The 24,206-nt window shown below is 53.0% G+C and carries 19 protein-coding genes and 1 riboswitch; of the genes, 10 read left to right on the forward strand and 9 right to left on the reverse strand.

Translation table 11 applies throughout. The features are described from left to right. Positions 1-82 precede the first annotated feature (82 nt). From thiL to K5621_RS06705, 5 genes are all read left to right on the forward strand, one after another. Positions 83-1,039 carry a thiamine-phosphate kinase gene (gene thiL, locus K5621_RS06685; RefSeq protein ID WP_100142922.1) on the forward strand — a complete coding sequence of 319 codons (957 nt, stop codon included), beginning with the start codon at positions 83-85 and terminating at the stop codon, positions 1,037-1,039. Then, positions 1,040-1,534 (forward strand): phosphatidylglycerophosphatase A family protein, encoded by a 495-nt coding sequence (locus K5621_RS06690; RefSeq protein WP_221050749.1) that lies wholly within the window; start codon positions 1,040-1,042, stop codon positions 1,532-1,534. Between the two features lie 277 nt (positions 1,535-1,811). Next, positions 1,812-3,257 (forward strand): NfeD family protein, encoded by a 1,446-nt coding sequence (locus tag K5621_RS06695; protein ID WP_221050750.1) that lies wholly within the window; start codon positions 1,812-1,814, stop codon positions 3,255-3,257. 1 nt (position 3,258) lies between these two features. Continuing rightward, the gene (locus K5621_RS06700) at positions 3,259-4,053 is read left to right on the forward strand and encodes a slipin family protein (RefSeq protein ID WP_039034261.1); all 795 of its coding nucleotides are present in this window, start codon (positions 3,259-3,261) and stop codon (positions 4,051-4,053) included. Between the two features lie 178 nt (positions 4,054-4,231). Then, the gene (locus tag K5621_RS06705) at positions 4,232-5,344 is read left to right on the forward strand and encodes an energy transducer TonB (RefSeq protein ID WP_221050751.1); all 1,113 of its coding nucleotides are present in this window, start codon (positions 4,232-4,234) and stop codon (positions 5,342-5,344) included. A gap of 489 nt (positions 5,345-5,833) precedes the next feature. Here the strand turns inward: K5621_RS06705 and K5621_RS06710 are convergent, their stop codons facing one another. The 8 genes from K5621_RS06710 to K5621_RS06745 form a co-directional block, all read right to left on the reverse strand. After that, entirely contained in the window at positions 5,834-7,552 is a 1,719-nt protein-coding gene (locus tag K5621_RS06710) for a proline--tRNA ligase (RefSeq protein WP_221050752.1), read from the reverse strand. A 100-nt stretch (positions 7,553-7,652) separates the two neighbouring features. Then, a complete protein-coding gene (locus K5621_RS06715) occupies positions 7,653-8,906 on the reverse strand; it encodes a GGDEF domain-containing protein (protein WP_221050753.1) in 1,254 nt (417 codons plus the stop codon). A gap of 16 nt (positions 8,907-8,922) precedes the next feature. Then, positions 8,923-9,576, reverse strand: a complete 654-nt coding sequence (locus K5621_RS06720; RefSeq protein ID WP_221050754.1) for an acyltransferase — start codon at positions 9,574-9,576, stop codon at positions 8,923-8,925. Then, positions 9,573-10,307: a tRNA (N6-threonylcarbamoyladenosine(37)-N6)-methyltransferase TrmO gene (tsaA, locus tag K5621_RS06725; RefSeq protein ID WP_221050755.1), complete on the reverse strand. Its 735-nt coding sequence runs from the start codon at positions 10,305-10,307 to the stop codon at positions 9,573-9,575. The genes K5621_RS06720 and tsaA overlap by 4 nt, the downstream gene beginning before the upstream one ends. A gap of 10 nt (positions 10,308-10,317) precedes the next feature. Further along, positions 10,318-10,698 carry an Rcs stress response system protein RcsF gene (rcsF, locus tag K5621_RS06730; protein WP_221050756.1) on the reverse strand — a complete coding sequence of 127 codons (381 nt, stop codon included), beginning with the start codon at positions 10,696-10,698 and terminating at the stop codon, positions 10,318-10,320. 61 nt (positions 10,699-10,759) lie between these two features. After that, a complete protein-coding gene (locus K5621_RS06735; protein ID WP_221051137.1) occupies positions 10,760-12,028 on the reverse strand; it encodes an amidohydrolase family protein in 1,269 nt (422 codons plus the stop codon). 32 nt (positions 12,029-12,060) lie between these two features. Continuing rightward, positions 12,061-15,147 (reverse strand): amidohydrolase family protein, encoded by a 3,087-nt coding sequence (locus K5621_RS06740; RefSeq protein ID WP_221050757.1) that lies wholly within the window; start codon positions 15,145-15,147, stop codon positions 12,061-12,063. Positions 15,148-15,445: 298 nt separating this feature from the next. Then, a complete protein-coding gene (locus K5621_RS06745; protein WP_100142846.1) occupies positions 15,446-15,844 on the reverse strand; it encodes an H-NS histone family protein in 399 nt (132 codons plus the stop codon). Between the two features lie 359 nt (positions 15,845-16,203). Here K5621_RS06745 and K5621_RS06750 point away from each other — a divergent pair, with 359 nt between their 5' ends. The 4 genes from K5621_RS06750 to K5621_RS06765 all read left to right on the forward strand — a co-directional run bounded on the left by K5621_RS06750 (position 16,204) and on the right by K5621_RS06765 (position 21,060). Beyond that, entirely contained in the window at positions 16,204-16,953 is a 750-nt protein-coding gene (locus K5621_RS06750) for an electron transfer flavoprotein subunit beta/FixA family protein (protein WP_100142847.1), read from the forward strand. Further along, the gene (locus K5621_RS06755) at positions 16,954-17,877 is read left to right on the forward strand and encodes an electron transfer flavoprotein subunit alpha/FixB family protein (RefSeq protein WP_221050758.1); all 924 of its coding nucleotides are present in this window, start codon (positions 16,954-16,956) and stop codon (positions 17,875-17,877) included. Positions 17,878-17,967: 90 nt separating this feature from the next. Then, positions 17,968-18,166: riboswitch (Lysine riboswitch) on the forward strand. 81 nt (positions 18,167-18,247) lie between these two features. Next, positions 18,248-19,819: a Na+/H+ antiporter NhaC family protein gene (locus K5621_RS06760; protein WP_221050759.1), complete on the forward strand. Its 1,572-nt coding sequence runs from the start codon at positions 18,248-18,250 to the stop codon at positions 19,817-19,819. A gap of 77 nt (positions 19,820-19,896) precedes the next feature. After that, positions 19,897-21,060, forward strand: a complete 1,164-nt coding sequence (locus K5621_RS06765) for a GGDEF domain-containing protein (protein WP_221050760.1) — start codon at positions 19,897-19,899, stop codon at positions 21,058-21,060. Between the two features lie 117 nt (positions 21,061-21,177). On the opposite strand, the gene K5621_RS06770 is transcribed toward K5621_RS06765, so the two are convergent. Next, on the reverse strand, positions 21,178-23,316 hold the full coding sequence (locus tag K5621_RS06770) for a M3 family metallopeptidase (protein WP_221050761.1): 2,139 nt from the start codon (positions 23,314-23,316) through the stop codon (positions 21,178-21,180). Positions 23,317-23,589: 273 nt separating this feature from the next. On the opposite strand from K5621_RS06770, the gene K5621_RS06775 reads away from it, so the two are divergent. Then, the gene (locus K5621_RS06775; RefSeq protein ID WP_100142852.1) at positions 23,590-24,168 is read left to right on the forward strand and encodes a thymidine kinase; all 579 of its coding nucleotides are present in this window, start codon (positions 23,590-23,592) and stop codon (positions 24,166-24,168) included. Positions 24,169-24,206 lie beyond the last annotated feature (38 nt).

Genomic DNA, 24,206 nt, shown 5'->3' on the forward strand with positions numbered 1-24,206 from the left:
AGAAATTAGATAAACGGTATCGTCAGATACCGTTTTTTTCATTGGAAAACCGGGAGGCTACCTAGCTGTGGCCAAGTCAACAGTGAAAGAATTTCAACTTATCGAGCGCTATTTTCACGGCCGTGGCCAAGCGCGCAAAGATGTCCGCCTCGGCATAGGTGATGATTGTGCCCTGGTGCAACCCGCCGAACACAAATCCATTGCCATCTCCTGCGATACCCTGGTGGAAAATGTCCACTTCTTGCCGGACATGCCGGCTCAGGCACTCGGTTATAAGGCGTTGGCGGTCAATCTGTCCGATCTCGCCGCCATGGGGGCCGAGCCCGCATGGATGACCCTGGCGCTGACCATGCCCAGTGTCGATGAAACCTGGCTGGAGCAATTCAGTGCAGGTTTGTTTGAAGCGGCTGATTACTACGGTATTTCCCTGGTCGGAGGTGATACCACCCGCGGCCCAAAGGCCATCAATATCACGGTTCATGGCCAAGTGCCGGAAGGTAAGGCGCTCACCCGTAGCGGCGCCCGCGCCGGTGATTGGATTTATGTCACAGGTTCTCTGGGGGACTCAGCCTTGGGGCTGGATATCATCCGCGGTGAATTGAAGGCGAGGGCCGAGCACAAGGAATATCTGGTTAACCGCCACTATCATCCCAGCCCTAGAGTCTTGGCCGGTCAATCCCTGAGAGGCTTGGCATCGAGCGCCATAGATCTCTCAGATGGCTTGCTGTCGGATATCAAGCATATCCTCAAGGCATCGGCCGTCGGTGCGGTTATCGAAGTGGATAAGCTGCCGCTGTCCCAGGCGATGAAAGATACAGTCACAGCGGATGCGGCACTCGACTATGCCCTTTGTGGCGGCGAAGACTATGAGCTGCTGTTCACTGTGCCGGAAGCGCAGCGCGGCGCGCTGGAAACCGCCTTGGGCCATGCCGGAGTCAAGTTTTATCTGGTTGGTCAGATAATGGCCGGCAATCAACTCAGGCTGCAATATCATGGTGAGGTATTCGAGCCGCAACAGACAGGATTTGAGCATTTTTAAATGAAGTGGTTTGCTCATGACGAGGCGCTCGCAAGGGTCAGCCTCAAGAATCCGGTGCATTTTCTGGCACTCGGTTTTGGCTCTGGCCTCGCGGCTAAGGCGCCGGGGACTTTTGGAACCTTGGCGGCAGTGCCTGTGTTCCTGTTGTTGTCCCAGTTCAGTTTGGGGGTGTATCTTGCTGTGACACTGCTGGCCTGTATCGGCGGCATTTATCTGTGCGGCAAGACTTCCAAAGATATGGGGGTGCATGACCACGGCGCTATCGTATGGGACGAAGTGGCGGGGTTACTGATCACCATGATTGCCGCACCGGCCGGAGCACTCTGGTTGTTGCTGGGCTTTGTGCTGTTCCGCATTTTCGATATCTTCAAACCCTGGCCCATTCGGGTGCTGGATGCCAAGGTACATGGCGGTCTTGGCATCATGGCCGATGATATTCTGGCCGGCATCTTCTCAATGTTGTCACTGCAGGCGATTGTCTGGGCGGTAGGCTGAAACAGCCTTGAGCCGAAATGTATAAGCCTTGAGCAGAAACGTATAAGCCTTGTGGCGGGTTTCAATCACTTGATTCCAGTATTTGATTCCTGCCGTTGACTCAGCATAGTCCGCTAACCCTCATTGAATACCAGGCGCCATCGATTCGGCGCCTTTTTCCTTGTTACCTCCCTCTACTCATATTTACCGACTTGGATTAAACCCGTTATTTGAGTGCTTTATGCCTAATCCCCAAAGCCGACTATCCTTAAGCTAAGGGAACCCTTATGGGGGCAGTATGATAGGTTGGCTAGCCAACGCCTTGTTCCGGCGCTGCGGCTGTGTAGGACTCTTGGCTCTGTTGTGGATCTTGCCTGGCTTAGGTGCAGACCACGTCCGGCCAGAATCTTACTCCCCGGCCGCAGCGCCGACCATTACCCTGCTCAGCGTCAAAGGAGCCATAGGACCCGGTGTCAGCGACTATTTGATCCGGGGTATAGAGAGCGCATCGGATACGCCAAACAGCCAGTTGGTGTTGATCACTCTGGATACCCCCGGCGGTCTGGTGTCCAGTCTGCGGGATATCAACCAAGCGATTCTCGGTTCCAGGGTGCCGGTTGCCTGCCTGGTCTATCCATCCGGCGCTCGTGCAGCCAGCGCCGGGACTTACATCTTATATGCCTGTCATATCGCCGCCATGGCGAGTGCCACCAGCCTTGGGGCGGCCACCCCTGTGCAACTGGGCCCGATGGGAAATGAACCGCAACAGCCTAAGCCGTCAGAGAATGAAGCCGAAAAACCTGTGGGTGATAGCAATAGTCAAAAACTTGAGCGCAAGCAGCTCAATGATGCCATCGCTTATATTCGGGCGCTGGCGGAATTGCGTCAGCGCAATGTCGAGTGGGCCGAGACGGCGGTACGTGACGCGGCAACCCTGACGGCCTCGGAAGCGCTAGAGGCCAATGTTATCGACTATATCGCCGATACGCCGCAGCAACTCTTGACCATACTTGATGGCAAGTCGGTAGCCATGCCTGGTGGTGCTCGGATACTCAATACCGAAAACGCCATAGTGCTGGATCGCAGCCCGGATTGGCGTGCCCGATTCATCAATCTGCTCACCAACCCCAATATCGCTTACATCCTGATGTTATTGGGGATCTACGGTTTGCTGCTGGAGTTTTACAGTCCTGGCGCCATGTTGCCCGGCGTAGTAGGGGGGATCTGTCTGCTGTTGGCCTTGTATGCCTTCCAGCTGCTCCCTATCAGCTATGCCGGTGGCGGTTTATTGCTCTTGGGAATTATTTTGCTGCTCGCCGAGGCCATGCTACCAAGCTTTGGAATTTTAGGATTCGGTGGCCTGGTCGCCTTCGTGCTGGGGTCGGTATTTTTGGTGGACAGTGAAGTGGAGGCCTTTCGCATCGCCTGGCCTGTGATAGCCCTGGTCAGCGTCGTGAGCCTGCTGTTTTTCTTGCTACTGCTCAGCTTTGTGTTCAAGACTCGCAAATTGTCTGGGGTGGCTGGCGCAGAGGGGATGGTAGGAGAATATGCCATAGTGATAGACGGCTTTCCCGGGCGCGGCCGGGTGCACTTTATGGGAGAAGATTGGCAAGGTGACAGCGAACAGGCCTTGAGCCCAGGGCAACGGGTGCGGGTTTTGGGGCTTAATGGGCTGGTACTCAAGCTGGCAGAGGTGAAAAGCGGTGATATCGAGCCGACTGAAAATCAACGCAGAGGAGACTGACATGGGTGAAGCTATCAGCGGTAGTTTGAATATTTCCTTTGGGGTGTTGTTGGTGCTGTTTGCAGCCTTGCTTATCAGCATGTTCCGCATCCTCAGGGAGTATGAACGTGGGGTGATTTTCTTTCTCGGGCGTTTTTATCGGGTCAAGGGACCAGGGCTTATCATACTGATCCCTGTGGTGCAGCAGATGGTGCGGGTGGATCTTCGAACCATAGTGATGGATGTTCCCTCTCAGGATGTGATCAGCCGTGATAATGTCTCGGTGCGGGTCAATGCCGTGCTCTATTTTCGGGTAGTCGACCCGCAAAAGGCGATTATTAATGTGGAGAACTTCCTCGCCGCCACCAGTCAACTGGCCCAGACTACCCTGAGATCCGTACTCGGTCAGCATGAGCTGGACGAGATGTTGGCCAATAGGGAGATGCTCAATGCCGACATTCAAAGGATCCTCGATTCCCACACAGATGCCTGGGGCATCAAGGTGGCCAATGTGGAAATCAAGCATGTGGATCTCAATGAGAGTATGATCCGCGCTATCGCCCGTCAGGCCGAGGCGGAGCGGGAGCGGCGGGCCAAGGTGATCCATGCTCTGGGGGAGATGGAAGCTTCGGAGAAACTGGTGGAAGCGGCGCAGACGCTGGGCAAAGAACCCAATGCCATTATGCTGCGCTATCTGCATACCCTGACCGAAGTGGCGGCAGAAAACAATTCGACTATCCTGTTTCCGCTGCCGCTTGAGTTACTGAGCAAATTAAATGGTGCTTTTAGCAACTTAAACGAAAAATCCAAAAATTAACCTGAAACTGTCTGAAATGCCGCCCATTTACAATAGGTTAATATATTGTTAGTTTTAGCGGTTGTCGGCGTTTGGGGATAGCTCAATAACAGACCTGCTGCCTAAGTGGTGGAGGCAAGTGTCCGAGCGCCGATTATCCATCAAAGTGCTAGATACTCAGTGTTAAGGAAGACGCGCCATGTTCAACTTCTCGAAATCTACTAAATCTATCCCTGTTACAGTATCCAAACTGTCGCTGTTACTGCTGCCTCTTATATTCGGAACTGCCCAAGCCGGGTTGGATGAAAGTTATCAGGCCTATCAACAAGCGTTGGAACAGGCTGATAAGGCTCAGATAATCAGTACTGCGGAGCAGGCCTATGCCGACGGTAAAGCCAAATTGGGTGCAACCGATAAGACGACCTTGGCGCTGGCGATGAATCTGGCCAAGGCGTTGCAGCAGCCGCGTAATCAGATGTTAGATGAGCAAGAAACTGCCAATCAGCAAAGGAGTGAAGCCTTATACTTGCAAGCGCTGCAAGGTTATCGAGCACTGTATGGCGAACAGGCCTTGGAAGTGCTCGATCCTATGCTGGGACTGGCGCACAGCAGCAATCCTAAAGAGGCGGCTAAGCTTTACCAGCAGGCTATCGCCTTGGCTGATGGTAAAAATGACCGGCTGCTAGCCGCCGCAGTGCGTCTCGAAGCTTTTAACGATCTCGTTGTGACTGAGGTTTATGACCGCGAGGTTCGAGCCTATGCCCTCGATGCCCAGAAGATTTACCATGAACTCGCCCCCAAAGATTCTTTGCAGCGGGTCAATGTCGATACAGCTGTGGCCACTATTTACTTGGCAGAGCAAAAGTATGCCGAGGCCGAACCGCTGCTGCTGGAAGTGATAGAGCAGCTCAAGGTATTACCCTTTGATGCGCCGGTTGCGCTGTCGGCTCATGCCTACCTGGTTGAACTCTATTCCCGCCAGGGAGAAGAAGACAAAGCGACTCAACACTGTCAGGCGATAGGCAATATGCGCCCTTGGAGTGTGGATCAGGAGCAGCGGCCCCTGTTTCGGTTGGTGCCTGGTTATCCGCTTCAGTACGCCAAGATGAGCCGCCAAGGTTGGGTTGATGTCGAGGTGACAGTCAACGAGCAGGGCGCTGTCAGCCATGTGGAGGTGCTGGATTCCAAAGGCGGTAAACAGTTTGAAATAGAAACCGTCAAAGCCGTGTCCAAATGGCGCTATGCCCCTAAGTTTGTCGATGGCAAACCCGTTAGCGCCAAGACGCGATCCAAGATCTCCTTTACGCTTTAGCGCTGCTGCGGATAGCAGAGCCAGACTAGGTTTACATTTGTTTCTATGATCCAATCAGCCGCTACAATTCCTGTAGTGGCTGATTTTTATGTTTATCTTCAAAGAGTGACGATAGTTTTGTGACAGTTGTGGCGGAGCACTCCTTTGAGGCTTTTGGGCAGTACTGACTGGTAAAGCTGATGATAACTGTCATGAGTGGTCTCATGAATCGTCTCACAAATCTTCTTGTAAACCGTCTTTTAAACAGAGACGAGCGGCTTTGGCGTAGTGACATAGCCGGAGGCATTAGTTACTCGGAGAACCGAAATACTCTCAGGTGAAGAGGAAAAGGTGGAGGAGGAGTTGGGGCTAGGGGGCAATCAAGCCTTGAACCGAAACGTTTCGCTATGGCTAAGATACGGCAAAAAACAGGTTAATTAGGCCGCTCTTCGAATTTGAGAGCGGAGGTCAATCCACCGGCAATGCCGGTGGATTGATACAGCTGAGTGATTACTTCAGACCCGCGGTCTTTTTGATGAAGTCCACAATTTCCGCCATAGGTACTTCCTGCTTTTCTCCGGTGCGGCGGTTCTTGTATTCATAAACACCGGCATCCAGGTTGCGGTCGCCAATCACTATGGTGTGAGGCAGACCCAGGAGTTCCATATCGGCAAACATCACGCCAGGGCGCTCTTTACGGTCATCAAACAGCACTTCGATACCCGCATCGGTCAGCTCTTTGTAAAGCTGTTCGGCAGTATCAGTTACTCTATGTGACTTGTGCATATTCATCGGCAGAATACCCACTGTGAATGGCGCAATAGCTTCCGGCCAGATGATACCGCGGTCATCGTGATTCTGCTCGATAGCGGCGGCAACGATGCGGCTGACGCCGACACCATAACAGCCCATCAGCAGGGTCTGAGACTTGCCATTCTCGTCCAGCACAGTGGCGTTCATGGCGGCAGAATAGTTGGTGCCCAGCTGGAAGATATGGCCAACTTCAATACCGCGGGCGAAGGCGTAAGTGCCTTTGCCGTCAGGGGTGGTTTCGCCTTCCACTACGTTACGGATATCGGCGGCGCTGGCCAGCGGCAGATCCCGCTCCCAGTTAATACCGAAATAGTGTTTGCCATCTAGGTTAGCACCGGCGGCAAAGTCGCTCATCACGGCAACACTGTGATCTATAACCACAGGAATAGACAGACCGACTGGACCAAGAGAACCTGGGCCGGCTCCCAGTGCGTCACGGATTTCTGCTTCAGAGGCAAATTCCAGCGGCGCGGCAACCAGTTCCAGTTTGTCGGCTTTGACTTCGTTCAGCTCATGGTCGCCACGGACAACCAGGGCCACCAGCGGGGCTTCTTCGGTGGCGCCTTTGACTATCAGAGTCTTAACCGTCTTGGTGATATCCAGGCCAAACTGCTCAACCAGTTCGTCTATGGTTTTGGCATTTGGGGTGTCGACCAGGGTCATTTCCTGAGTGGGCGCGGCGCGCTCTGTGGTTGGCAGCGGCGCTTCAGCCTTCTCGATATTGGCGGCATAGTCGCTGCCATTGGAGTAGGCAATCAGATCTTCGCCGCTGCTTGCCAGCACGTGGAACTCGTGTGACATGCTGCCACCGATAGAGCCGGTATCCGCCAGTACAGGACGGAAGGCCAGGCCCATGCGCGACAAGATGTTGCTGTAAGCCTTGTACATGGCCTGATAGGTATCATCCATGGTTTGCTGATCCAGATGGAAAGAGTAGGCATCTTTCATCAGGAACTCACGTGAGCGCATAACACCGAAGCGTGGGCGGACTTCATCACGGAATTTGGTCTGGATTTGATACAGGGTCAGCGGCAGTTGCTTGTAGGAGCTGACTTCTTTGCGCACCAGATCGGTAATTACTTCTTCATGGGTCGGGCCCAGGACGAAGTCACGATTGTGACGGTCTACAAAGCGCAGCAATTCCGGGCCAAATTTGTCCCAGCGACCTGTTTCCACCCAGAGATCCCCCGGCTGTACCATGGGCATCAGAATTTCGATGGCACCGGCCTTGTTCATCTCTTCACGCACAATGGCTTCGACCTTGCGCAGTACACGCAGGCCGGACGGCAGCCAGCTATAGAGGCCTGAGGCGTTGCGACGTATCATACCGGCGCGCAGCATAAGCTGATGACTGACTATCTCTGCATTGGCAGGGTTTTCTTTCTGTGTTGATAACAGGTATTGACTGACTCGCATTACCTTGGGTCCGAAATGAATTGAGTGGCCGCCATTTTATCACTTGCTTTGATGATGTCACGCGGCGAGGGTGGATAAATTCCCCTTTCCTTGCTCGAATTTAGCCTATAGGTAACTGATTGACCCCTGCACTGCAGTTGCCGCCGCGATTTTGGGCGCTGAGCAGGGCTTCTTCGGCCTGAAATAGTAAGCTGTCCCAACCTTGTTGTTTGCTGGGTTGGATGTTGGCCACGCCGATAGAGACTGTCAGTCGCGGGCTTTGGGCCTTGGCTCGCAGATTGGCCGCCAACACAAATTGATTGAGGCTCTGGGCGATGCGGATACAGGCTTCCGGATCGCGGTTTGGCAGTAACAGTGCCAACTGAGATTGTTGTAATCGCGCCAGAAAATGCTCTCCGTTAATTTCAAAGTCCAGCAGCCTTTGGGCCAAATGCAGTAGGGGTTCGCCGGTAATAATTTGATCGCTCTGAATGAGTAATAGGCCTATTCTGCGTTGCTTTGCAGCCCCCTTGTGCCAGGTCTGTTTCAGCAATTGGTTGAAACTGCGGCGGTTATAGAGTCCTGTGAGTTCGTCTTGTTGTTGGTCGCTGGTCAAGGCGCTCATCTGGGCTTCGAGTGCCTGCAGCGCATGGTTTATCTTGAGTGTTTCCCGATTCACGGCACTTGGGGAGTGACCGCCGAAGTTTTGCTCTGCCAGCTCGCTGAGTTTATGGCTGGTTTGCAGTAGGGGTTTAAGCAGATGGCGACCGAGCACGGCCCAGGCCACGGCTTGGCTCAAAACTATCAGCGCCAATGACCCGAGCACCAGCCAAAGCAGAGTCTGTGCCAGTGACTCGCTGTTCTTTTGAGCCTGAGCATCCAGATGGGTCAGCCCTATGCCGGATAGGCGCAGGGAGAGATGATCTATGATACTTATCATGCCGCTCATGTGCGGGGCTCTCACTGGGTAACCGCTCATCACAGACAGTTGCTGCCCCAGCGCCAGAGCCTCATCATACTCTTGGGTCGCCAGGGTGAATTGACTTAGGGTGGTTATTATCTGTTGTTGTCTCTGCCTGGTTTCATCGAGAATAGCTTCCCGCTCATTAGGGGAATAGGTGGGCCAGTTGTTTTTGAGCTTCAATAGTGCCAGATGTTGGACTTGATTGGCCTTAATGGTTTGCAATAGCTTCTTTTGTTTATCGAATTCTGCTGCATGGACTTGGCCGGTACGCTCCATCACCCAGATGCTGGCGCTGCCGGAAAAGACTATCAGCCCAGCCAACAGGAAAAAGCTAAGTAGTAACCGGCTACGGATCCCCGGTAAGCCTTGGAGTGCGGTTGTTGACGGTTTTGGGGTGGGTTGGCAATCCATGGCGCTCATCTTCCTCTTATTGATTTTTTTCACTGCCCGTCAGTGGCTTATCGCGTCTATCGCCCACTACTCTAGCAGGGTTTCCCGCCATTATGGCAAACGCGGGTACCGACTTGGTGACAATGGCGCCCATGGCAATCACGGCGCAGTCGCCTATGGTCACGCCATCGACGATACCGACTTGGGCACCAATCCAGACATCTTCGCCAATCACAATCCCCTTGGATTGGCTGCTCTGACGATAGATGGGCATATCCGGCGCCATACCATGATTGAAGGCGTAGATGGTGACATTGTTGGCAATACGGGTCTTGTCACCTATGACTATGCCGCGACTGCCGCCATCCAGCGAGCAGCCGTGGTTGATGCTGACCTCTCGGCCCATCTGTATCGGCCCATGCAGAAAGCAGTTGGCGGCTATCATGCACTCATCGCCCAGGGTTATTGGCCTGCCGGGTTCGGCAAACAGCTCTGCCTCGGGGGCGATAAAGCAGTTTTGCCCTATGCTGATGGTTTCAAGGGCTTGGAGTCTCGCCTGAATCGCCTGTTGCCAGGGAAGGGCCCACTCGAGATGTTTGGGTTTGAGGCGATACCAGAGCCAGGGCATCCAGGAGAGGCGCCTCTTGTGTTGCGCCTGATAGTCATCAGCTGAGGGGGTAAAATCACTCATGCACCGGCGCCGGACGCTTTGGCACAAAAGGGCTGTATGGTTTCGACCTCAATGCCTTGCTCTTGGGCATACCAGAAGATATCCAGATCATACAGCGCCACTTGATAGCGTTTCGGATCTGGCTTACCTTTCTTGTAAGCGGGTCTCGGATCCTGGGCCAGCACCGCCTGAATAAGCTTATCCAGTCCGGGATAGCGTTTCTCGAGTCGGCTCAGTTGTTCTACGGCCAGATGGCTAAAGTTGACCTCAACCTGCTCTGGGGCTTGCTGCGCTATGCCGCCTATCGCGTCCGGTATTGCATCCGAGAAGGGGATATAGGGCTTGATGTCGATTATTGGGGTGCCATCGAGTAGATCCATGCCGGAGATCTCCAGGACCACCTTGCCTTTGCCTTGGTGGATCTGATGCAGCTTCACCACGGATTGGCCAATGCCATTGGGCCTGAAGGTGGAGCGGGTGGCAAACACCCCGAGTTTTTCATTGCCGCCGAGCCGGGGAGGGCGCACCGTGGTTTTCCAGCCCTGGGCCAGATTTTCATGAAAGCAGAACAGTAACCAGAGGTGGGAATACTGCTCCAGCCCACGCACCGCATCGATATGATTGTAAGGTGCTGTCAGTTCGACAAAACCGCGAACAAAGTCCACCAACCCCGGCTGACGAGGAATACCAAACTTCTGTTTATATGGTGTCCGGCAATAGGCTACCGCTTCTATCTGAGTCGAAAACCCCATAATGTCCTGCTTACTCCTTTGGGATTGCCAGGCGAATAGCCTGACCGACACACATGGCGCTGGTGTAGCAACCGGCGGCGGCTTCCTGGGTTTCGACACAATTTTTAATGATAAGACCATTGGCCTTCATATCGGCGGCCGCCCGGCGCGCCTCAGTGCGGGCATCAGCCATAGTGGCCGGTACACCATCGGGATCGGACTGACAGGCATTGCCTTCAACCAATCCCAGCACTTCATATTGGCCCGTTGGTCGGCTGCCATCGAACAACTGTACTTCCGAGGGTTTGAAATACTCCTGGATAGCCTGGCTGTCGAGGTTGGAATTGAAGCTGTATTCCCCGGCGCAGCCGCCAAGCAGCAGTACCAGAGTGGAGAGGAAAATCGGTTTCATGGCCCGGCCTTATGGTTATTAGTCCATGCTCCCGGCCATCCCGGGAGCTGTATGGGAAATTCTATCGCTTCAAATACTTTTGATAAAGCTGCCGATGACGATTGTTGAGATCCACCTGTCTGCCGTCGATAAACATCAGCTCTATCCGGCTGCTCATGGGGTCGAGAATATCGCCGCTGCTGACGACAAGGTTGGCCTGAAACCCGGGCGCTATCGCCCCCAGGTTGTCTACGCCCAGTATCTTGGCGGCATCTTGCGTAATCGCCTTGAGCGCCTGCTCTTTGCTGAGCCCCCAAGTCACGGTTTGGCCAGCGGCCAGCGGCAGGTTACGGCTGTCCCAATCGGAGCTGAAGCCGAGGGCGAAGGGAATACCGGCGCGCTTGAGCAAGGCCGGTACTCTAAATGCCTGACCTATGGGCTCATCTTCTCGTAGTGGCAAGTCAAGCGTATGGGTATAGATGACACTTGCTTCTATTTCATTGAGCGCTGCACCCAGGCGCCAGGCATCATAGCCACCGACCAGGGTTAACTTGAATCCATACTGACGGGCCAGGGCAATGGCAGCCTCTATCTGCCGTTGCCTGTCGGCATGGACAAACAGCCGCGCCTCCTGACGATACAGAGGCAAGAGCGCTTGCCAGCGGCTGTCTTCACGCGCGCCTTCACTGCCTTGCTGACTCAAGGCGTAGCGTTTACCCGCTTCAAAGTGTTTGTGTATCTGTGACAGGGCGTCCTGATAGGCCATTTGCGCCTGCTTATCTGCCTCGCTGGTACCTTGTTTTTGCGGCGCAGTTGGCCAATAGAGGTGGAACTGTGGTCTAGCTGGAACCTGGGCATCTTCTATGGTCCAGGCATCCAGTGAGACCAGTGCCGATTGCCCGGCAATGCCCGAGCCTCTGGGCACTATCTGGGCATGGGTGATACCGTTGGCCCGCACACTGGGCAACAATTCCGAATCCGGGTTGAAGGCGCTGGCGGCTTCAAGCTGCGGATTGGCACTGCCCACATCGCGGCTATCGACTGTTGGCCTGGCCATGGCTATTTCCACCAATCCCAGGGTGGTATCCAGTGCGATGAGGCCGGGATAAAGGTGTTTGCCGCTGAGATCAAATTCCCGGGCATTTTCAGCCGTTAATCCTGGGCCTACGGCGCTGATAACACCTTGCTCGAGCAGCACATCGGTATTTTCGAGTGTGCCTTGGCTAACGGTGTGAACCGTGGCGTTTTTCAATAATATGGCTTGCTGCTGGCGCTCGGCCGGGATCAGGTTATGGGCCTTTGCCGGGGCGAACATCAATAGCGAACCACCCAGCAGCAGATATACCAGCATAGATGCCATGCGTGGCAATAGAGGAAACTTAGTCACAGGCGGCTCTCCTTATTCTGGCCCCAGGCGTTGAATTGGGTATCGCATTGCCACAACGGCTCTATGATTTCAGACGTTGTTTCGCCTTGAAGCCGCGCCGGGTCACTGCCAAGAATTTTCTGGATCAGCGCCTGGCGTTCGCCGACAATAGCCTGGGTCATTTGCTTATCCTCAATGCGGTCGAAGTAGCGTTTGCCGCCAATCCACACTGCCTGGCTTTTGGCATAAACCGATAGGGGGTTGGCATCCCAGAGCACCAAATCTGCCTGTTTCCCCTCTTCAACCGAACCTGTTATGGCGTCTATTCCGAGCTGTTTTGCGGGGTTGATGGTTACCATCTTCCAGGCATCTTCCTGGGACATGTCGCAGTATTTCACCGACTTGGCGGCTTCCTGATTCAGGCGCCGCTGCATTTCAAAGTCATCTGAGTTAATTGAGGTGAGTACGCCGGCATTCATCATCAAACAGGCGTTTTGCGGAATGGCATCATAGACCTCAAATTTATAGGCCCACCAGTCGGCAAAGGTGGAAGCACCGGCGCCATGAGCCGCCAACTCGGGGGCCAGCTTGTAACCTTCCAGTACATGGGTGAAGGCGGTGACCTTGAAATCGTAAGCCTCGGCGAGGCGCAAGAACATCAGGATTTCAGACTGGACATAGGAGTGAATATGCACATCGCGCTCGCCGTTCAGCACTTGGGCAATCGCCTGTAAACGATAATCGGGGCGAGGGGAGAGTTGCTTACGTTTCTCCCGTGAGCTTAGCTCGGCATATTGGGCCTGGGCATCTTTATAGTCTCTGGCGGCATTGAAAGCATCGCTCATCAAGGCCTTCACCCCCATGCGGCTTTGCGGGAATCTGCGGGTATAGCGCTCACCCCAATTGCTCTGTTTGACGTTTTCCCCTAAAGCAAACTTAATCCCCTGATGGGCTTGGGTGAACTTGAGTCCCTCGGCCGACTCTCCCCAGCGCAGTTGAATGACCTGTGACTGGCCACCTATAGGGTTGGCGCTGCCATGCAGTAGATTGGCGGTAGTGACGCCACCGGCCAAGGAGCGATAGATGGCAATATCATCCGGGTTAAGCACATCGGCTATTTGCACTTCTGAGGTGATGGCATCGGACATCTCATTGAGGCCACCGTTGACGGCAATGTGGGAATGCTCATCTATGATCCCGGCAGTCAGGTGCATGCCTGCTCCCTCTATGACCTGATAACCACTCGGGGTGCTGAGATTGGTACCAACCTTTTCAATCTTACCATTGGCCATAAGCAGGTCGCTGTTGCCAATAATGCCGGCCTCGCTTGAGGTCCAAAGGGTGACATTGCGGATATGCAGTTTTTCCGTACCTGGCTGCTCACTGCGGCCATAGGCTTGCAGTGGACTCGTCAAACGGCTGAGATACTCGGGTTCAGTCTTGGAAGAGGTTGGTGGGGAATTGGCATTGCCTCCCGTCTCTGTATCCGCCGATAAGGGCGCTGGCGGCAATCTTGAGCCGGCCAGTTGAGTGATGGCGCCATCGGCACGCAAGAGTCTGCCCTGCAGCCCTTCATCATCTTGCCAAAGAGTTACTCGACTAATGCCATCGATGCCCGCACTTTGCAAATTGACGCTGAAACTCAGACGGTTGCTGTTGGCACTCAAGTGAGCAAGCGCTATCTGTTGATCGCCACTATTGAAGCTGCCCTTAAGTTTTCGGGGTGTTTGCTGGCTCAATTGCAGCTCAAGATCTAATTCCAGCTCAGCCAAATGCAGGCGATAACTGCCTTGCCACTGGTATCCAGGAGCCGTTTGTATTTGTTCTTCACCTTGTAGCCAAACGCTGACTATTTTGCCGTCCTGAAACAGATTACCCTTGGCTATCACCAGATCGGCCATATAGCCGGGCGCCAGTTTACCGACCACATTATCTATGCCAGCGGCCGCAGCAGCCTGGGTTGTCAGTGCCGCCAATGCAGTTTCTTCATCGAGACCGGCTTGCAACGCCATTTTCAGCCTAGGCCAAAAGGCTTTGCCGTCTATGCCGTATTGGGTGAAGGAGAAGGGGATATTGTTGGCTGCCATCACAGCAGGATTACTCGGTGCCCGCTCCCAGTGTCTCAAGGTTCTGAGTGGCACTTCCCTGGCATTGTCTTCATCACTCATTTCTGGGGCCGCTGGAAAGTTCAACGGCAATATCAATGCGGGTCGATATTGCTGAAGTTCTTTCACTCTTGCATATTCCTGGCCATTGCCCAGTAAGGTGGGAGGGATATCGGCTTGACTCAATAGCTTGGCTGCACGCAACTGGTTATTGAGGTTGCGGGTATCAAATATTGCCCCGCTCGCTTTTATATCGTGCAATCGTTCCAGGGCGATATTAAATTCGGGAAGTAATAAGTCATCGCGACCGACTGCTTTCTTTTTATTCTGGTTATACCAGTGGGCATCGCTGAGCGTCTGCCTTATTAAGGCTATGCTCCCCATCAGGGAGTTGGGGTAATCCTGCGGAGAACTCCCTTTGTCAAAAGCCATAAAGTGATGACTCCTGGGGCGATATATCAGTTGATTACTATTCTTATCAGCCAAAGATAAGGAAACGCCTATACCCCTGAATATTCCGTCAAGATGAGCACTTTGAACGCTGGTAAAGCCATTGCTTATCCAATTTGACGCAGTTTCTTTATCTGCCGAGACATAGGCGAACCATTCTTTATCGGCGTGAATTGCCCCATTCTTTGCTGCAGCCCCCTTTGACTTAATTTGATAAACAGGGCCCTCAATAGTAGTAGGTGTTTGTGAATACTCCAGCCCGTAATCAGTAAAGGGATCGATAAATCCCGGATAAATAGTGTGCCCCTTGAGATCTATCCTATAGGCATTTTGTGGAATTTCATTATTGGAAATTACTTGTTTGATATGATTATTTTCAATGAGTAATGTGGCGTTATCCAATTGCTTACCCGGGGAGAGCATGAGTCGTGCATGAGTTAAGGCGGTCAATCTCGGGGTATTGTCTGTCAACTGCGTTTCATCTGCATAGGCACTGTTGACGATAAGAACGGCTAAAAGCGGCAGTGCTGCGGGGAATATGCTTCTCATTTTTATGTAACTACCCTGTCATTATACTTTTAGTAAAGTAATACTAATCAGTACCTTGATGTAAAATTGTGCTAGTGGTTAATGAAGGTTAAAAGTCATTTTGACTGCCGTTAAAAGTAACCCGTAGATGTTGCGAAATGTGATTGAGGCAGCGTTTTATACTGATTTAACATGGAAGTTAACTCAAGGGGGGTGTAAATGCCAAGAGGTAATTGTAAGGCTTTTTAACAGTCGAGTGATGTTTTATAGACATAAAAAAGCCCCGACACTGTCGAGGCTTAAGTAAATAGACAACTGGTTAGATCAGGAAATCATCCATTGAACGACCTTTGTCTACTTCATTCTTGAATACGGTTGGCATACGGCCTTGGCCGGTCCAAGTAATGGTTTCACCGTCTACAACGATTTTGTATTTCGGTGGGCGAGGGGCGCGTTTCTTTTTAGGAGCAGATTTGGCAGCAACAACATCACCAAGATCTTCAACTGATAGGCCAACGGCTTCCATCTGTTTACGGATATCTTCAATTTTAGATAGACGTTCAGCTTGAGCCTTTTCTTCTTCCTTGGCTTCTTCTTCACGTTCAATAATGATTTTATCCAATTTTGCCGCCAGATCACGCAGATCTGCAACGCTTAACTCTTTTACTGCGGCCTTAAAACGACGACCGTGAGTCAATATATCAAGAAAATCGCTCATAGGTATTTAGGTCCCACGCTAATTTATAAATTGGGTTAGGGTTAATATCGTTATAAATAATAGAAACTATAAGAGTCAGGATCAAATATTTTTACGTCCATTGACATTAATTTCTTTATTTAACTCGATTCTATGACCATGAAAGTTGCCAAGTGTTCAAAAAACTGGCCTTAAAGTGTGACAAAATTGACAAACGGTCGTTTAAGTTGATGTTGACGTTAACGTTAACAGCACGTAAAGTTGACTCATTCTGTACTGATGTCCTGGAAAAGGGCGAGTAAGCCAGCGCTGGCTACGCCTTATCTTGTTATCATCGGTACGCAACCCACATTAGATACAAGGTGTAGGAAGGAAACCCTATGAAAGTATTGGTGCCAGTAAAACGTGTGGTCGATGCCAATGTGAAGGTCAGGGTCAAGGCCGACAACACAGGCGTTGAAACAGCCAACCTGAAAATGGCGTTGAACCCATTTTGTGAGATTGCGGTAGAAGAAGCCGTGCGTCTGAAAGAAGCGGGCAGTGCTACTGAAGTCGTCGTTGTCAGCATAGGTCCCAAGGCGGCACAGGAGCAACTGCGTACCGCATTGGCTCTGGGCGCCGACCGTGCCATTCACATCGAAACCGATGAAGAGCTGGTGCCCCTTTCTATTGCCAAACTGCTCAAGGCGGTGCAGGACAAAGAACAGGCGCAACTTATTCTGCTCGGTAAGCAGTCTATCGACGGCGATAACAATCAAACCGGACAGATGCTGGCGGCGCTTGCCGGTATGCCCCAGGCAACCTTTGCATCTGAAGTGAAGTTGGAAGGCGATAGTCTGCTGGTCACCCGGGAAGTGGATGGCGGCTTGCAGACTCTGTCTATGCCTCTGCCTGCCGTGGTCACCGCGGATCTGCGTCTCAACGAGCCCCGCTATGCTTCTCTACCCAATATCATGAAGGCCAAGCGTAAGCCGTTGGAGACCCTGAGTGTTGAAGATTTGGAGGTGACTCTCAAGCAGCACGTACAGGTGCTTGAGGTGGCAACGCCGGCCAGCCGTCAGGCAGGTGTGATGGTGGCTTCCGTTGAGGAGCTGGTGGACAAGTTGAAAAACGAAGCGAAGGTGATCTAAATGGCCGTATTAGTAATTGCAGAACACGATAATGCCAGCCTGAAACAGGATACGGCCAAAGTTGTCGCCGCGGCTAAGGCCATAGGCGGTGATATTCACCTGCTGGTTGCCGGTCAAGATTGTAAGGCCGCCGCCGATGCCGCCGCCAAGCTTGAAGGCGTCAGTAAGGTACTGCTGGCCGATAACCCTGCCTATGGTGCTCATTTGGCCGACAATATTGGTGAGCTTATCTTGTCGCTGAGCGGCGACTACAGCCATATCCTGGCTGCAGCCTCAAGCCTGGGTAAGGACATTCTGCCTAGAGTGGCGGCTTTGCTGGATGTGGCTCAACTTTCTGAGATCACCAAGGTGATTGATGCCGACACCTATGTTCGTCCCATCTATGCCGGTAATGCCATGGCGACCATTAAGAGTCTGGATGACAAGAAAGTGGCCACTGTGCGCGCCAGCGCCTTCGACGCCGTTGCCGAGACGGGGACTGCCGACATTCACCAGCTCGACAGCGTATATGAAGCCAAGAGCAGCTTTGTGTCCCAGAGCCTAACCGAGTCGGTTCGTCCGGAGCTTGGCAGCGCCAGAGTGATTGTTTCCGGTGGTCGCGGTATGGGCAGTGGCGAAAACTTTGCCATGCTGGAGACGTTGGCCGATAAGCTGGGCGCCGCCGTAGGTGCATCACGGGCCGCCGTAGATGCCGGCTTTGTTCCCAACGACCTGCAGGTCGGTCAGACGGGTAAAATTGTGGCGCCCGAGCTTTATATCGCTGTGGGTATCTCCGGGGCGATTCAACATCTGGCCGGGATGAAGGACTCAAAAGTCATAGTGGCCATCAACAAAGATCCTGAAGCGCCTATCTTCCAAGTGGCCGATTATGGTTTGGAAGCGGACCTGTTTGATGTGGTGCCCAAGTTGAACGAGTTGATTTAATCTGTGATCTAGGTCACGATAGGCGGCTTTGGGGTAGCATCCTCAAAGCCGCCTATGTTTTTATGTGCGTCACGCCTGACATCAGGCGTCCTGAGAAGTAGAGGCGCACTAAATATCAGTAGCGGTAAGCAGGGTGATTCCGTTTATGTATCGCGAAAGGATTTGGTGCCGAAGTGGTTGCGACTCATCAAGGTCCACCGCTGGGGCTGTTACCAAATAGGGGCAGCACTGCCATAGTATATTCTGTCGGGATGACAGATTGACGTTACTATGGAGCGCTACTGAAAGGACAGGTGCTACTCGGTATGTTATTGCCTTTTCCCACCAGTTCAGTTGCCCTCCATTCGTATTTAACGAAGAACAAGACTCAATGACAGTACTAAGTTATGCCGACTCGGCACTCTCTTTGTTGCCGCCGGTTGTGGCAATTTTATTGGCGATCTTCACCCGGCGGGTGTTGTTATCGCTGGGGTTAGGAATACTGATCGGAGCCTTGTTGCTCAATCAATGGTCGGTGTTGGATACCGGGGTTTATCTGGGGCAAAGGGTGCTTTCCCTGGTTTGGGATGATGGCGCTTTTAATGCCTGGAACCTGTATATTCTGGGGTTCCTGGTGCTGCTGGGGATGATCACGGCACTGATCACCGTCAGTGGCTCGGCCAGAGCCTTTGCCAACTGGGCCAGACAGCATATCCGCAATCGTCGTGATGCCAAGCTGCTAACCATGTTTCTCGGTTGTGTGGTGTTTATCGATGACTACTTCAACAGCCTGGTGGTGGGCAGTATCGCTAGACCGCTGACCGACAGATATTATATCTCCCGCTCCAAACTGGCGTATCTTTTGGATTCTACCGCGGCGCCCGTGTGCGTTATCTCGCCGGTGTCCAGCTGGGGCGCCTATATTATTGCCCTTATCGGCGGTATTCTCACGGCTCATGGTTTTACTGAAATAGGGCATCTGAGTGCTTTCGTGCAGATGATCCCGATGAACTTCTATGCCTTATTTGCTCTGGCGCTCTTGCTGTGTGTGGCCTATATGGAGCTGGATATTGGCGCCATGCGCAAACACGAGCTCAACGCCCGTAAAGGCAATCTCTATGATGAGTCCAAGGGACTGCCGCCCGGCGCCAATGCCGATCTGCCCGAGGCGGAAACCGGTCAGGTGCACGGCTTGTTCCTGCCCATAGGTGTCTTGGTGGTGGCGACCTTCTACTTTATGGTTTCCAGCGGCGCCGATGCCCTGGCGGCAGAAAGCCTGCCTTTCAGCATTATAGGCGCCTTTGAGAAAACCGATGTGGGCTCGTCCCTGTTTTTTGGCGCTTCCATCGGACTGGTGGTAACGCTGCTGCTGGCCTTTATCCAGAAGATTGAAGCCAAGATGATCCTCAAGGCGCTCACCTCGGGTGCCCGCTCTATGTTGCCGGCCATCTATATTCTGATGTTTGCCTGGACCATAGCCGGGATCATTGGCTCACTGGAAACCGGCAAGTTTATGGCCAGTCTCGCCAGTGGCAATATTCCCTTTGCCTTGCTGCCGGCCGTGTTATTTATTTTGGCAGGGCTTACCGCCTTTTCTACCGGCACCAGCTGGGGCACTTTCGGGATCATGTTGCCGATTGCTGCCGATATGGCCATGGGCAGCCACAGCAGTATGATGTTGCCTATGCTGGCCGCCGTGCTTTCCGGTGCTGTGTTTGGCGATCACTGCTCGCCGATATCGGACACCACGATTCTGTCATCCACAGGTGCCAGTTGCCATCATATCGACCATGTGCTGACTCAGTTGCCCTATGCGGTCTTGGTAGCAGTTATTTCCCTCGGCGGCTATATAGTACTCGGCTTTACCGAGTCGGTATGGCTCGGGCTTGCCTGTAGCTGCATACTGTTCCTGTTGGCTCTGGTGTGGCTCAAGTGGCAGCAGCCCAAGAATAGTGCGGCCTAATCCGCCAACTGAAAAACGCTGCCGAGGCAGCGTTTTTTATTGCCTATAATTCAGTAAATCGCTTGAGTTGGAGGTGTATGTCAGCCTTGGATATCCCCGTGAAATATCAGTTGGAGGCCAGGCAGGCATTCCTCCATGATTTAAGCTGGCGTATGGCTGCCGGCGCCTTTGTCTATCTGTTTTGTTGGCTGTTGCTCTTGATGCCCTTTAATGCGTTGTTGCCGCAACCCATAGTCTGGGGTGAGATGGTTAAAGGTGCACTCTTATTGCTATCGGCGGCGGTGATCCGAGCCTTGGGAGTTTGGCTCTATGTGCGCCGCGCTTCATCCAGCGTGAATTGCGATGAGACGAGTGGAGCCAGCTATCCCTTTGAAAGCCGCGATTGGGGACTGAGTCTTGGCTTGGTGCTCAATGCCCTCAGTTGGTCGGTGCTTATGGCGCTTATCCTCAATGGGGAGCAATTTACCGCACTTAGAGAGCCTAGCTTGATGATCTGTGGCGTACTCTACGCCTTTATCAGTATTTCTCTCTCCATTGATCTACGTCAGCTCAGGCTATTCCTGCTCTGTTTTCCCCTGCCTTTAGGGCTCGCCATGACGTTGCAGGGCCAGGCGCATGATATTCTGGCCGGTGGCTTGTTGATGGTATCTGTGTATCCAACCTTTCGTTTTTGTCGACTGCATCATAGGGAGTATTGGCGGCAACTGACAGCTAGGTTGCAACTCAAAGATTACTCCGAGCAGCTTGAGCATCTCAGTCGAACGGATTCTCTTACCGGACTCTACAATCAGCGCAGCTTCATTGAACAGCTGGATAGACTCGACAGTCGGCAACCTCGGGCCTTGTTATTGTTGGATTTGGATCATTTTAAACAAATCAATGACAGCTTTGGCCACCGGGCCGGGGATCTGTGCCTAGCGGAAGTGGGGCGGATCATTCGCGCCGAGACTCAGGGAGGAATAGCCGCTCGCTATGGTGGTGAGGAGTTTGCGATTCTACTGACTTCAATGGATGCCGAGCAGGCTAAGGGGCTCGCCAAGCGCCTGCGGCGAAAAATAGAGGCCCTAGCCCTGGTCTATCAGGGGCAGGCATTCAAGGTGACCGTCAGCATAGGCTTGGCCTGCGCCCCAGCGGGGAGTGAGCCGGGAGCATTATTTCACGCTGCCGACACAGCGCTTTATGCTGCCAAGGATGCGGGTCGCAACTGTATTCGTGAGGCCGAAAGCAGTACAGTGACTTGAACATGGCGCAATAAAAAACACCTGAGCGAAAGACCCAGGTGTTTTTGATTTAAGCCTTGGGGCTGCAATTTTGCATCTCCAGGCTATTGGCTGTTAACGGTTTTTAGCGCTCACTTATCAGAGCAGACCGCGACGCTTGAGTAGGGCATCGGTTGTCGGCTCCTGGCCGCGGAAGTTCTTGTAGGCTTCCATAGGGGGCACGCTGTTACCCACTTCGCGGATAGTCTTGCGATACTTCATGCCGATATCCCGCTTGAGGCCGCCTTGGCTCTGCACATAGGCAAAGGCATCGGCCGCGAGGATTTCGCTCCACATATAGGCGTAGTAGCTGGCGCTGTAGCCACCCGGGAAGGCATGGGCAAAGTAGGTCGACTTGTAACGTGGTGGCACGGCTTCAATGTTCAGGCCGTGTTTTTCAAGCGCCTTGGCTTCAAATTCGGCCACATTCTGCAGCGGTGCATCCTTGTCCAGCGAATGCCATTCCATGTCTACCAGGGCGGCGGCCATATACTCCAGGGTGTCGAAGCCCTGGTTGAAGCTGCGGGACTTCAGCAACTTGTCCAGCATCGCCTTGGGTAAAGGTTCACCGGTTTGGTAATGCTTGGCGTAGTTGGCCAACACTTGTGGATGACCGGCCCAGTCCTCTTCGAAGGTGGATGGGAATTCGACAAAGTCACGGGATACTGCAGTACCGGACAGGCTAGGGTAAGTCACCTTGGAGAACATACCATGAGTGCCATGGCCCAGCTCGTGGAACATGGTGGTTACTTCATCATAGCTGACGAAGGTGGCTTCGCCTTCCGGCGCCTTCTTGATGTTCATTACATTGACCACCACAGGCTTTTCACCCTTGAGCAGGTTCTGGTTGACGAAAGAGCTCATCCAGGCACCGCCGCGCTTGCCTTCACGTGCGAAATAGTCGCCGTAGAAGATGGCCATGCTGCTGCCATCGGCATCAAACATTTCCCAGGCTTTGACATCTGGGTGATAAACCGGCAGATCCGGCCGAGGCTTGAAGGTCACCCCATAGAGTTGGTTGAGGGTAAAGAAGACACCGTCTTCCAACACTCGATTGAATTCAAAGTAAGGCTTGAGGCTGGCCTCATCCAGATCATACTTCTCCTGGCGCACCAGCTCGGCGTAGAAGGCCCAGTCCCAAGGCTTGAGCTGGAAATTGCCACCTGTCTTGTCGATCATAGCCTGGATATCGGCGGCTTCTTTCTGGGTGTTGGCGACAACGGCCGGCACCATGGAGCCGAACATCTCATAGACGGCCTCGGGCGTCTTGGCCATTTGTGGGCTCAGACGGTAACTGGCCCAGTTATCAAAGCCCAGCAGGGCGGCACGCTCGGCGCGCAGCTGCGCCAGACGAGCCACCAGAGAGGCGGTTTCATTTTCACCTTCAAGACCGCGGTAGGCCGAGGCTTCCCAGATCTGCTTTCTCAGCTCTCGGTTTTTCAGCTGCGTCAGCACAGGCTGGCGAGTGGTGTTGGTGATGCTGATAAGGTATTGGCCATCGAGACCGGCGGCCTTGGCATCGGCCGCGGCATTGCGAATGGCCGAGTCGGACAGACCCTCCAATTGAGCAACGTTAGCCACAGTTACGGCAATCTCTTTGTTCATCCGCATCAGTCGTTGCTGGAATTCGTTCACCAGCTTGGACTGCTCTTCGTTCAAGGCGCGGATCTGGGCTTTTTCGTTCTCGGTCAGCTTGGCGCCGGCGAGCACAAAGCGTTGGTGGTACACCTCAATAAGGCGCACTTCCTCGCTGCTCAGGCCCAGTTGCTGACGCTGAGAGTAGAGGCTGTCGATGCGGGCAAACAGCTCTGGGTTGAGATTGACGTTGTCTGAATGGGCCGCCATCTTGGGCGCCATTTCACCCTGAATTTTACGCAGTTCAGGGTTGGAGTTGGAGCTGGTCAGGTTATAGAAGACGCTTGAGGCGCGGTTTAGCAATTCACCGGACTTTTCCAACGCCACGATAGTGTTGGCAAAAGTGGGTTTCTCTGGGTTGTTGGCAATGGCCAACACTTCCTGGTAGTGCTCGGCAATACCGGCTTCCAGTGCAGGCTTAAAGTGCTCATCTTTGATCAGGCGAAAATCAGGAGCCTGATATTGCAAGGTGCTCTTGGCAAAGAGCGGGTTGTTTTGGGTGGCTTCAGCATTTGCCAGATTGGTGTCTTGAGGTGTGTGGGTGCTGCAGCCCGAAATAGCCAGAGTGGCGCCAACGGCCAGCGCCAGAAGAGATTTTCGCATTGATATGACTTCCATCTTTAGTTATGAGTTTTTTAGCGCAACTTAGCACTTGTTGCTTAAAAGTGGCTGAATTTGATGGTTATAGCCTACATAATCCTGATGTTTATATGCCAGAGGCTTATTGAGATAGAAGTGTAACAAATTGATTTTAATGAGCAGATTCAGTAAATACTGAATCATTGCCCAAGTTTGGCCGCATGGGGCATGCATTCTGTATTTATGTGGTAAAAAGTGTAAAATTGCGGCCGGAATTTTTCTCAGGGGAGAGCCGTTTTGGCGCAACTTTATTTCTACTATTCGGCGATGAATGCCGGAAAATCCACTTCTTTACTGCAATCATCCTATAACTATCGCGAGCGCGGCATGCACACCCTGGTGATGACCCCGGCGATAGATGACCGTTTTGGAGTGGGAAAGGTCGCTTCCAGGATCGGTATCGAATCTGATGCACGTATTTTTGCCCATGATGACAATCTGCTGGAGATGATCCGCGCCGAACATGAGCGTCAGCCTCTGCACTGTGTGCTGTTTGATGAGTCCCAGTTCCTCAGTAAAGAGCAGGTCAAGCAATTGGCCTATGTGGTCGACATCCTGGATATTCCCGTGCTCTGTTACGGTTTGCGTACCGATTTCCAGGGCGAGCTGTTTGTCGGCAGTCAGTACCTGTTGGCCTGGGCCGACAAGCTGGTAGAGTTGAAAACCATCTGTCACTGTGGTCGCAAGGCCAATATGGTGATCCGTCGTGATGGGGCGGGTAACCCGGTGCGCGAAGGTGAGCAGGTGGCGATAGGCGGCAATGAGAGTTATGAATCTGTTTGTCGTAAGCACTACCGCGAACTGATTTGGGACTGATGTGAGGCGTCGCGTTTGCAAGCCCAAAGAGGCAAGTT

This window comes from Shewanella carassii, assembly GCF_019670705.1.
In the GTDB taxonomy this organism is placed as follows: domain Bacteria; phylum Pseudomonadota; class Gammaproteobacteria; order Enterobacterales; family Shewanellaceae; genus Shewanella; species Shewanella carassii.

Coding starts and splice junctions, on each gene's coding strand:
- K5621_RS06750 (WP_100142847.1), top strand. CDS start 16,204: ATGAAAGTATTGGTGCCAGTAAAACGTGTGGTCGATGCCAATGTGAAG.
- K5621_RS06770 (WP_221050761.1), bottom strand. CDS start 23,316: ATGCGAAAATCTCTTCTGGCGCTGGCCGTTGGCGCCACTCTGGCTATT.
- rcsF (WP_221050756.1), bottom strand. CDS start 10,698: ATGAAACCGATTTTCCTCTCCACTCTGGTACTGCTGCTTGGCGGCTGC.
- K5621_RS06700 (WP_039034261.1), top strand. CDS start 3,259: ATGGGTGAAGCTATCAGCGGTAGTTTGAATATTTCCTTTGGGGTGTTG.
- tsaA (WP_221050755.1), bottom strand. CDS start 10,307: ATGGGGTTTTCGACTCAGATAGAAGCGGTAGCCTATTGCCGGACACCA.
- K5621_RS06705 (WP_221050751.1), top strand. CDS start 4,232: ATGTTCAACTTCTCGAAATCTACTAAATCTATCCCTGTTACAGTATCC.
- K5621_RS06710 (WP_221050752.1), bottom strand. CDS start 7,552: ATGCGAGTCAGTCAATACCTGTTATCAACACAGAAAGAAAACCCTGCC.
- K5621_RS06765 (WP_221050760.1), top strand. CDS start 19,897: ATGTCAGCCTTGGATATCCCCGTGAAATATCAGTTGGAGGCCAGGCAG.
- K5621_RS06715 (WP_221050753.1), bottom strand. CDS start 8,906: ATGGATTGCCAACCCACCCCAAAACCGTCAACAACCGCACTCCAAGGC.
- K5621_RS06755 (WP_221050758.1), top strand. CDS start 16,954: ATGGCCGTATTAGTAATTGCAGAACACGATAATGCCAGCCTGAAACAG.
- K5621_RS06690 (WP_221050749.1), top strand. CDS start 1,040: ATGAAGTGGTTTGCTCATGACGAGGCGCTCGCAAGGGTCAGCCTCAAG.
- K5621_RS06745 (WP_100142846.1), bottom strand. CDS start 15,844: ATGAGCGATTTTCTTGATATATTGACTCACGGTCGTCGTTTTAAGGCC.
- K5621_RS06760 (WP_221050759.1), top strand. CDS start 18,248: ATGACAGTACTAAGTTATGCCGACTCGGCACTCTCTTTGTTGCCGCCG.
- K5621_RS06720 (WP_221050754.1), bottom strand. CDS start 9,576: ATGAGTGATTTTACCCCCTCAGCTGATGACTATCAGGCGCAACACAAG.
- K5621_RS06735 (WP_221051137.1), bottom strand. CDS start 12,028: ATGCTGGTATATCTGCTGCTGGGTGGTTCGCTATTGATGTTCGCCCCG.
- K5621_RS06695 (WP_221050750.1), top strand. CDS start 1,812: ATGATAGGTTGGCTAGCCAACGCCTTGTTCCGGCGCTGCGGCTGTGTA.
- K5621_RS06740 (WP_221050757.1), bottom strand. CDS start 15,147: ATGAGAAGCATATTCCCCGCAGCACTGCCGCTTTTAGCCGTTCTTATC.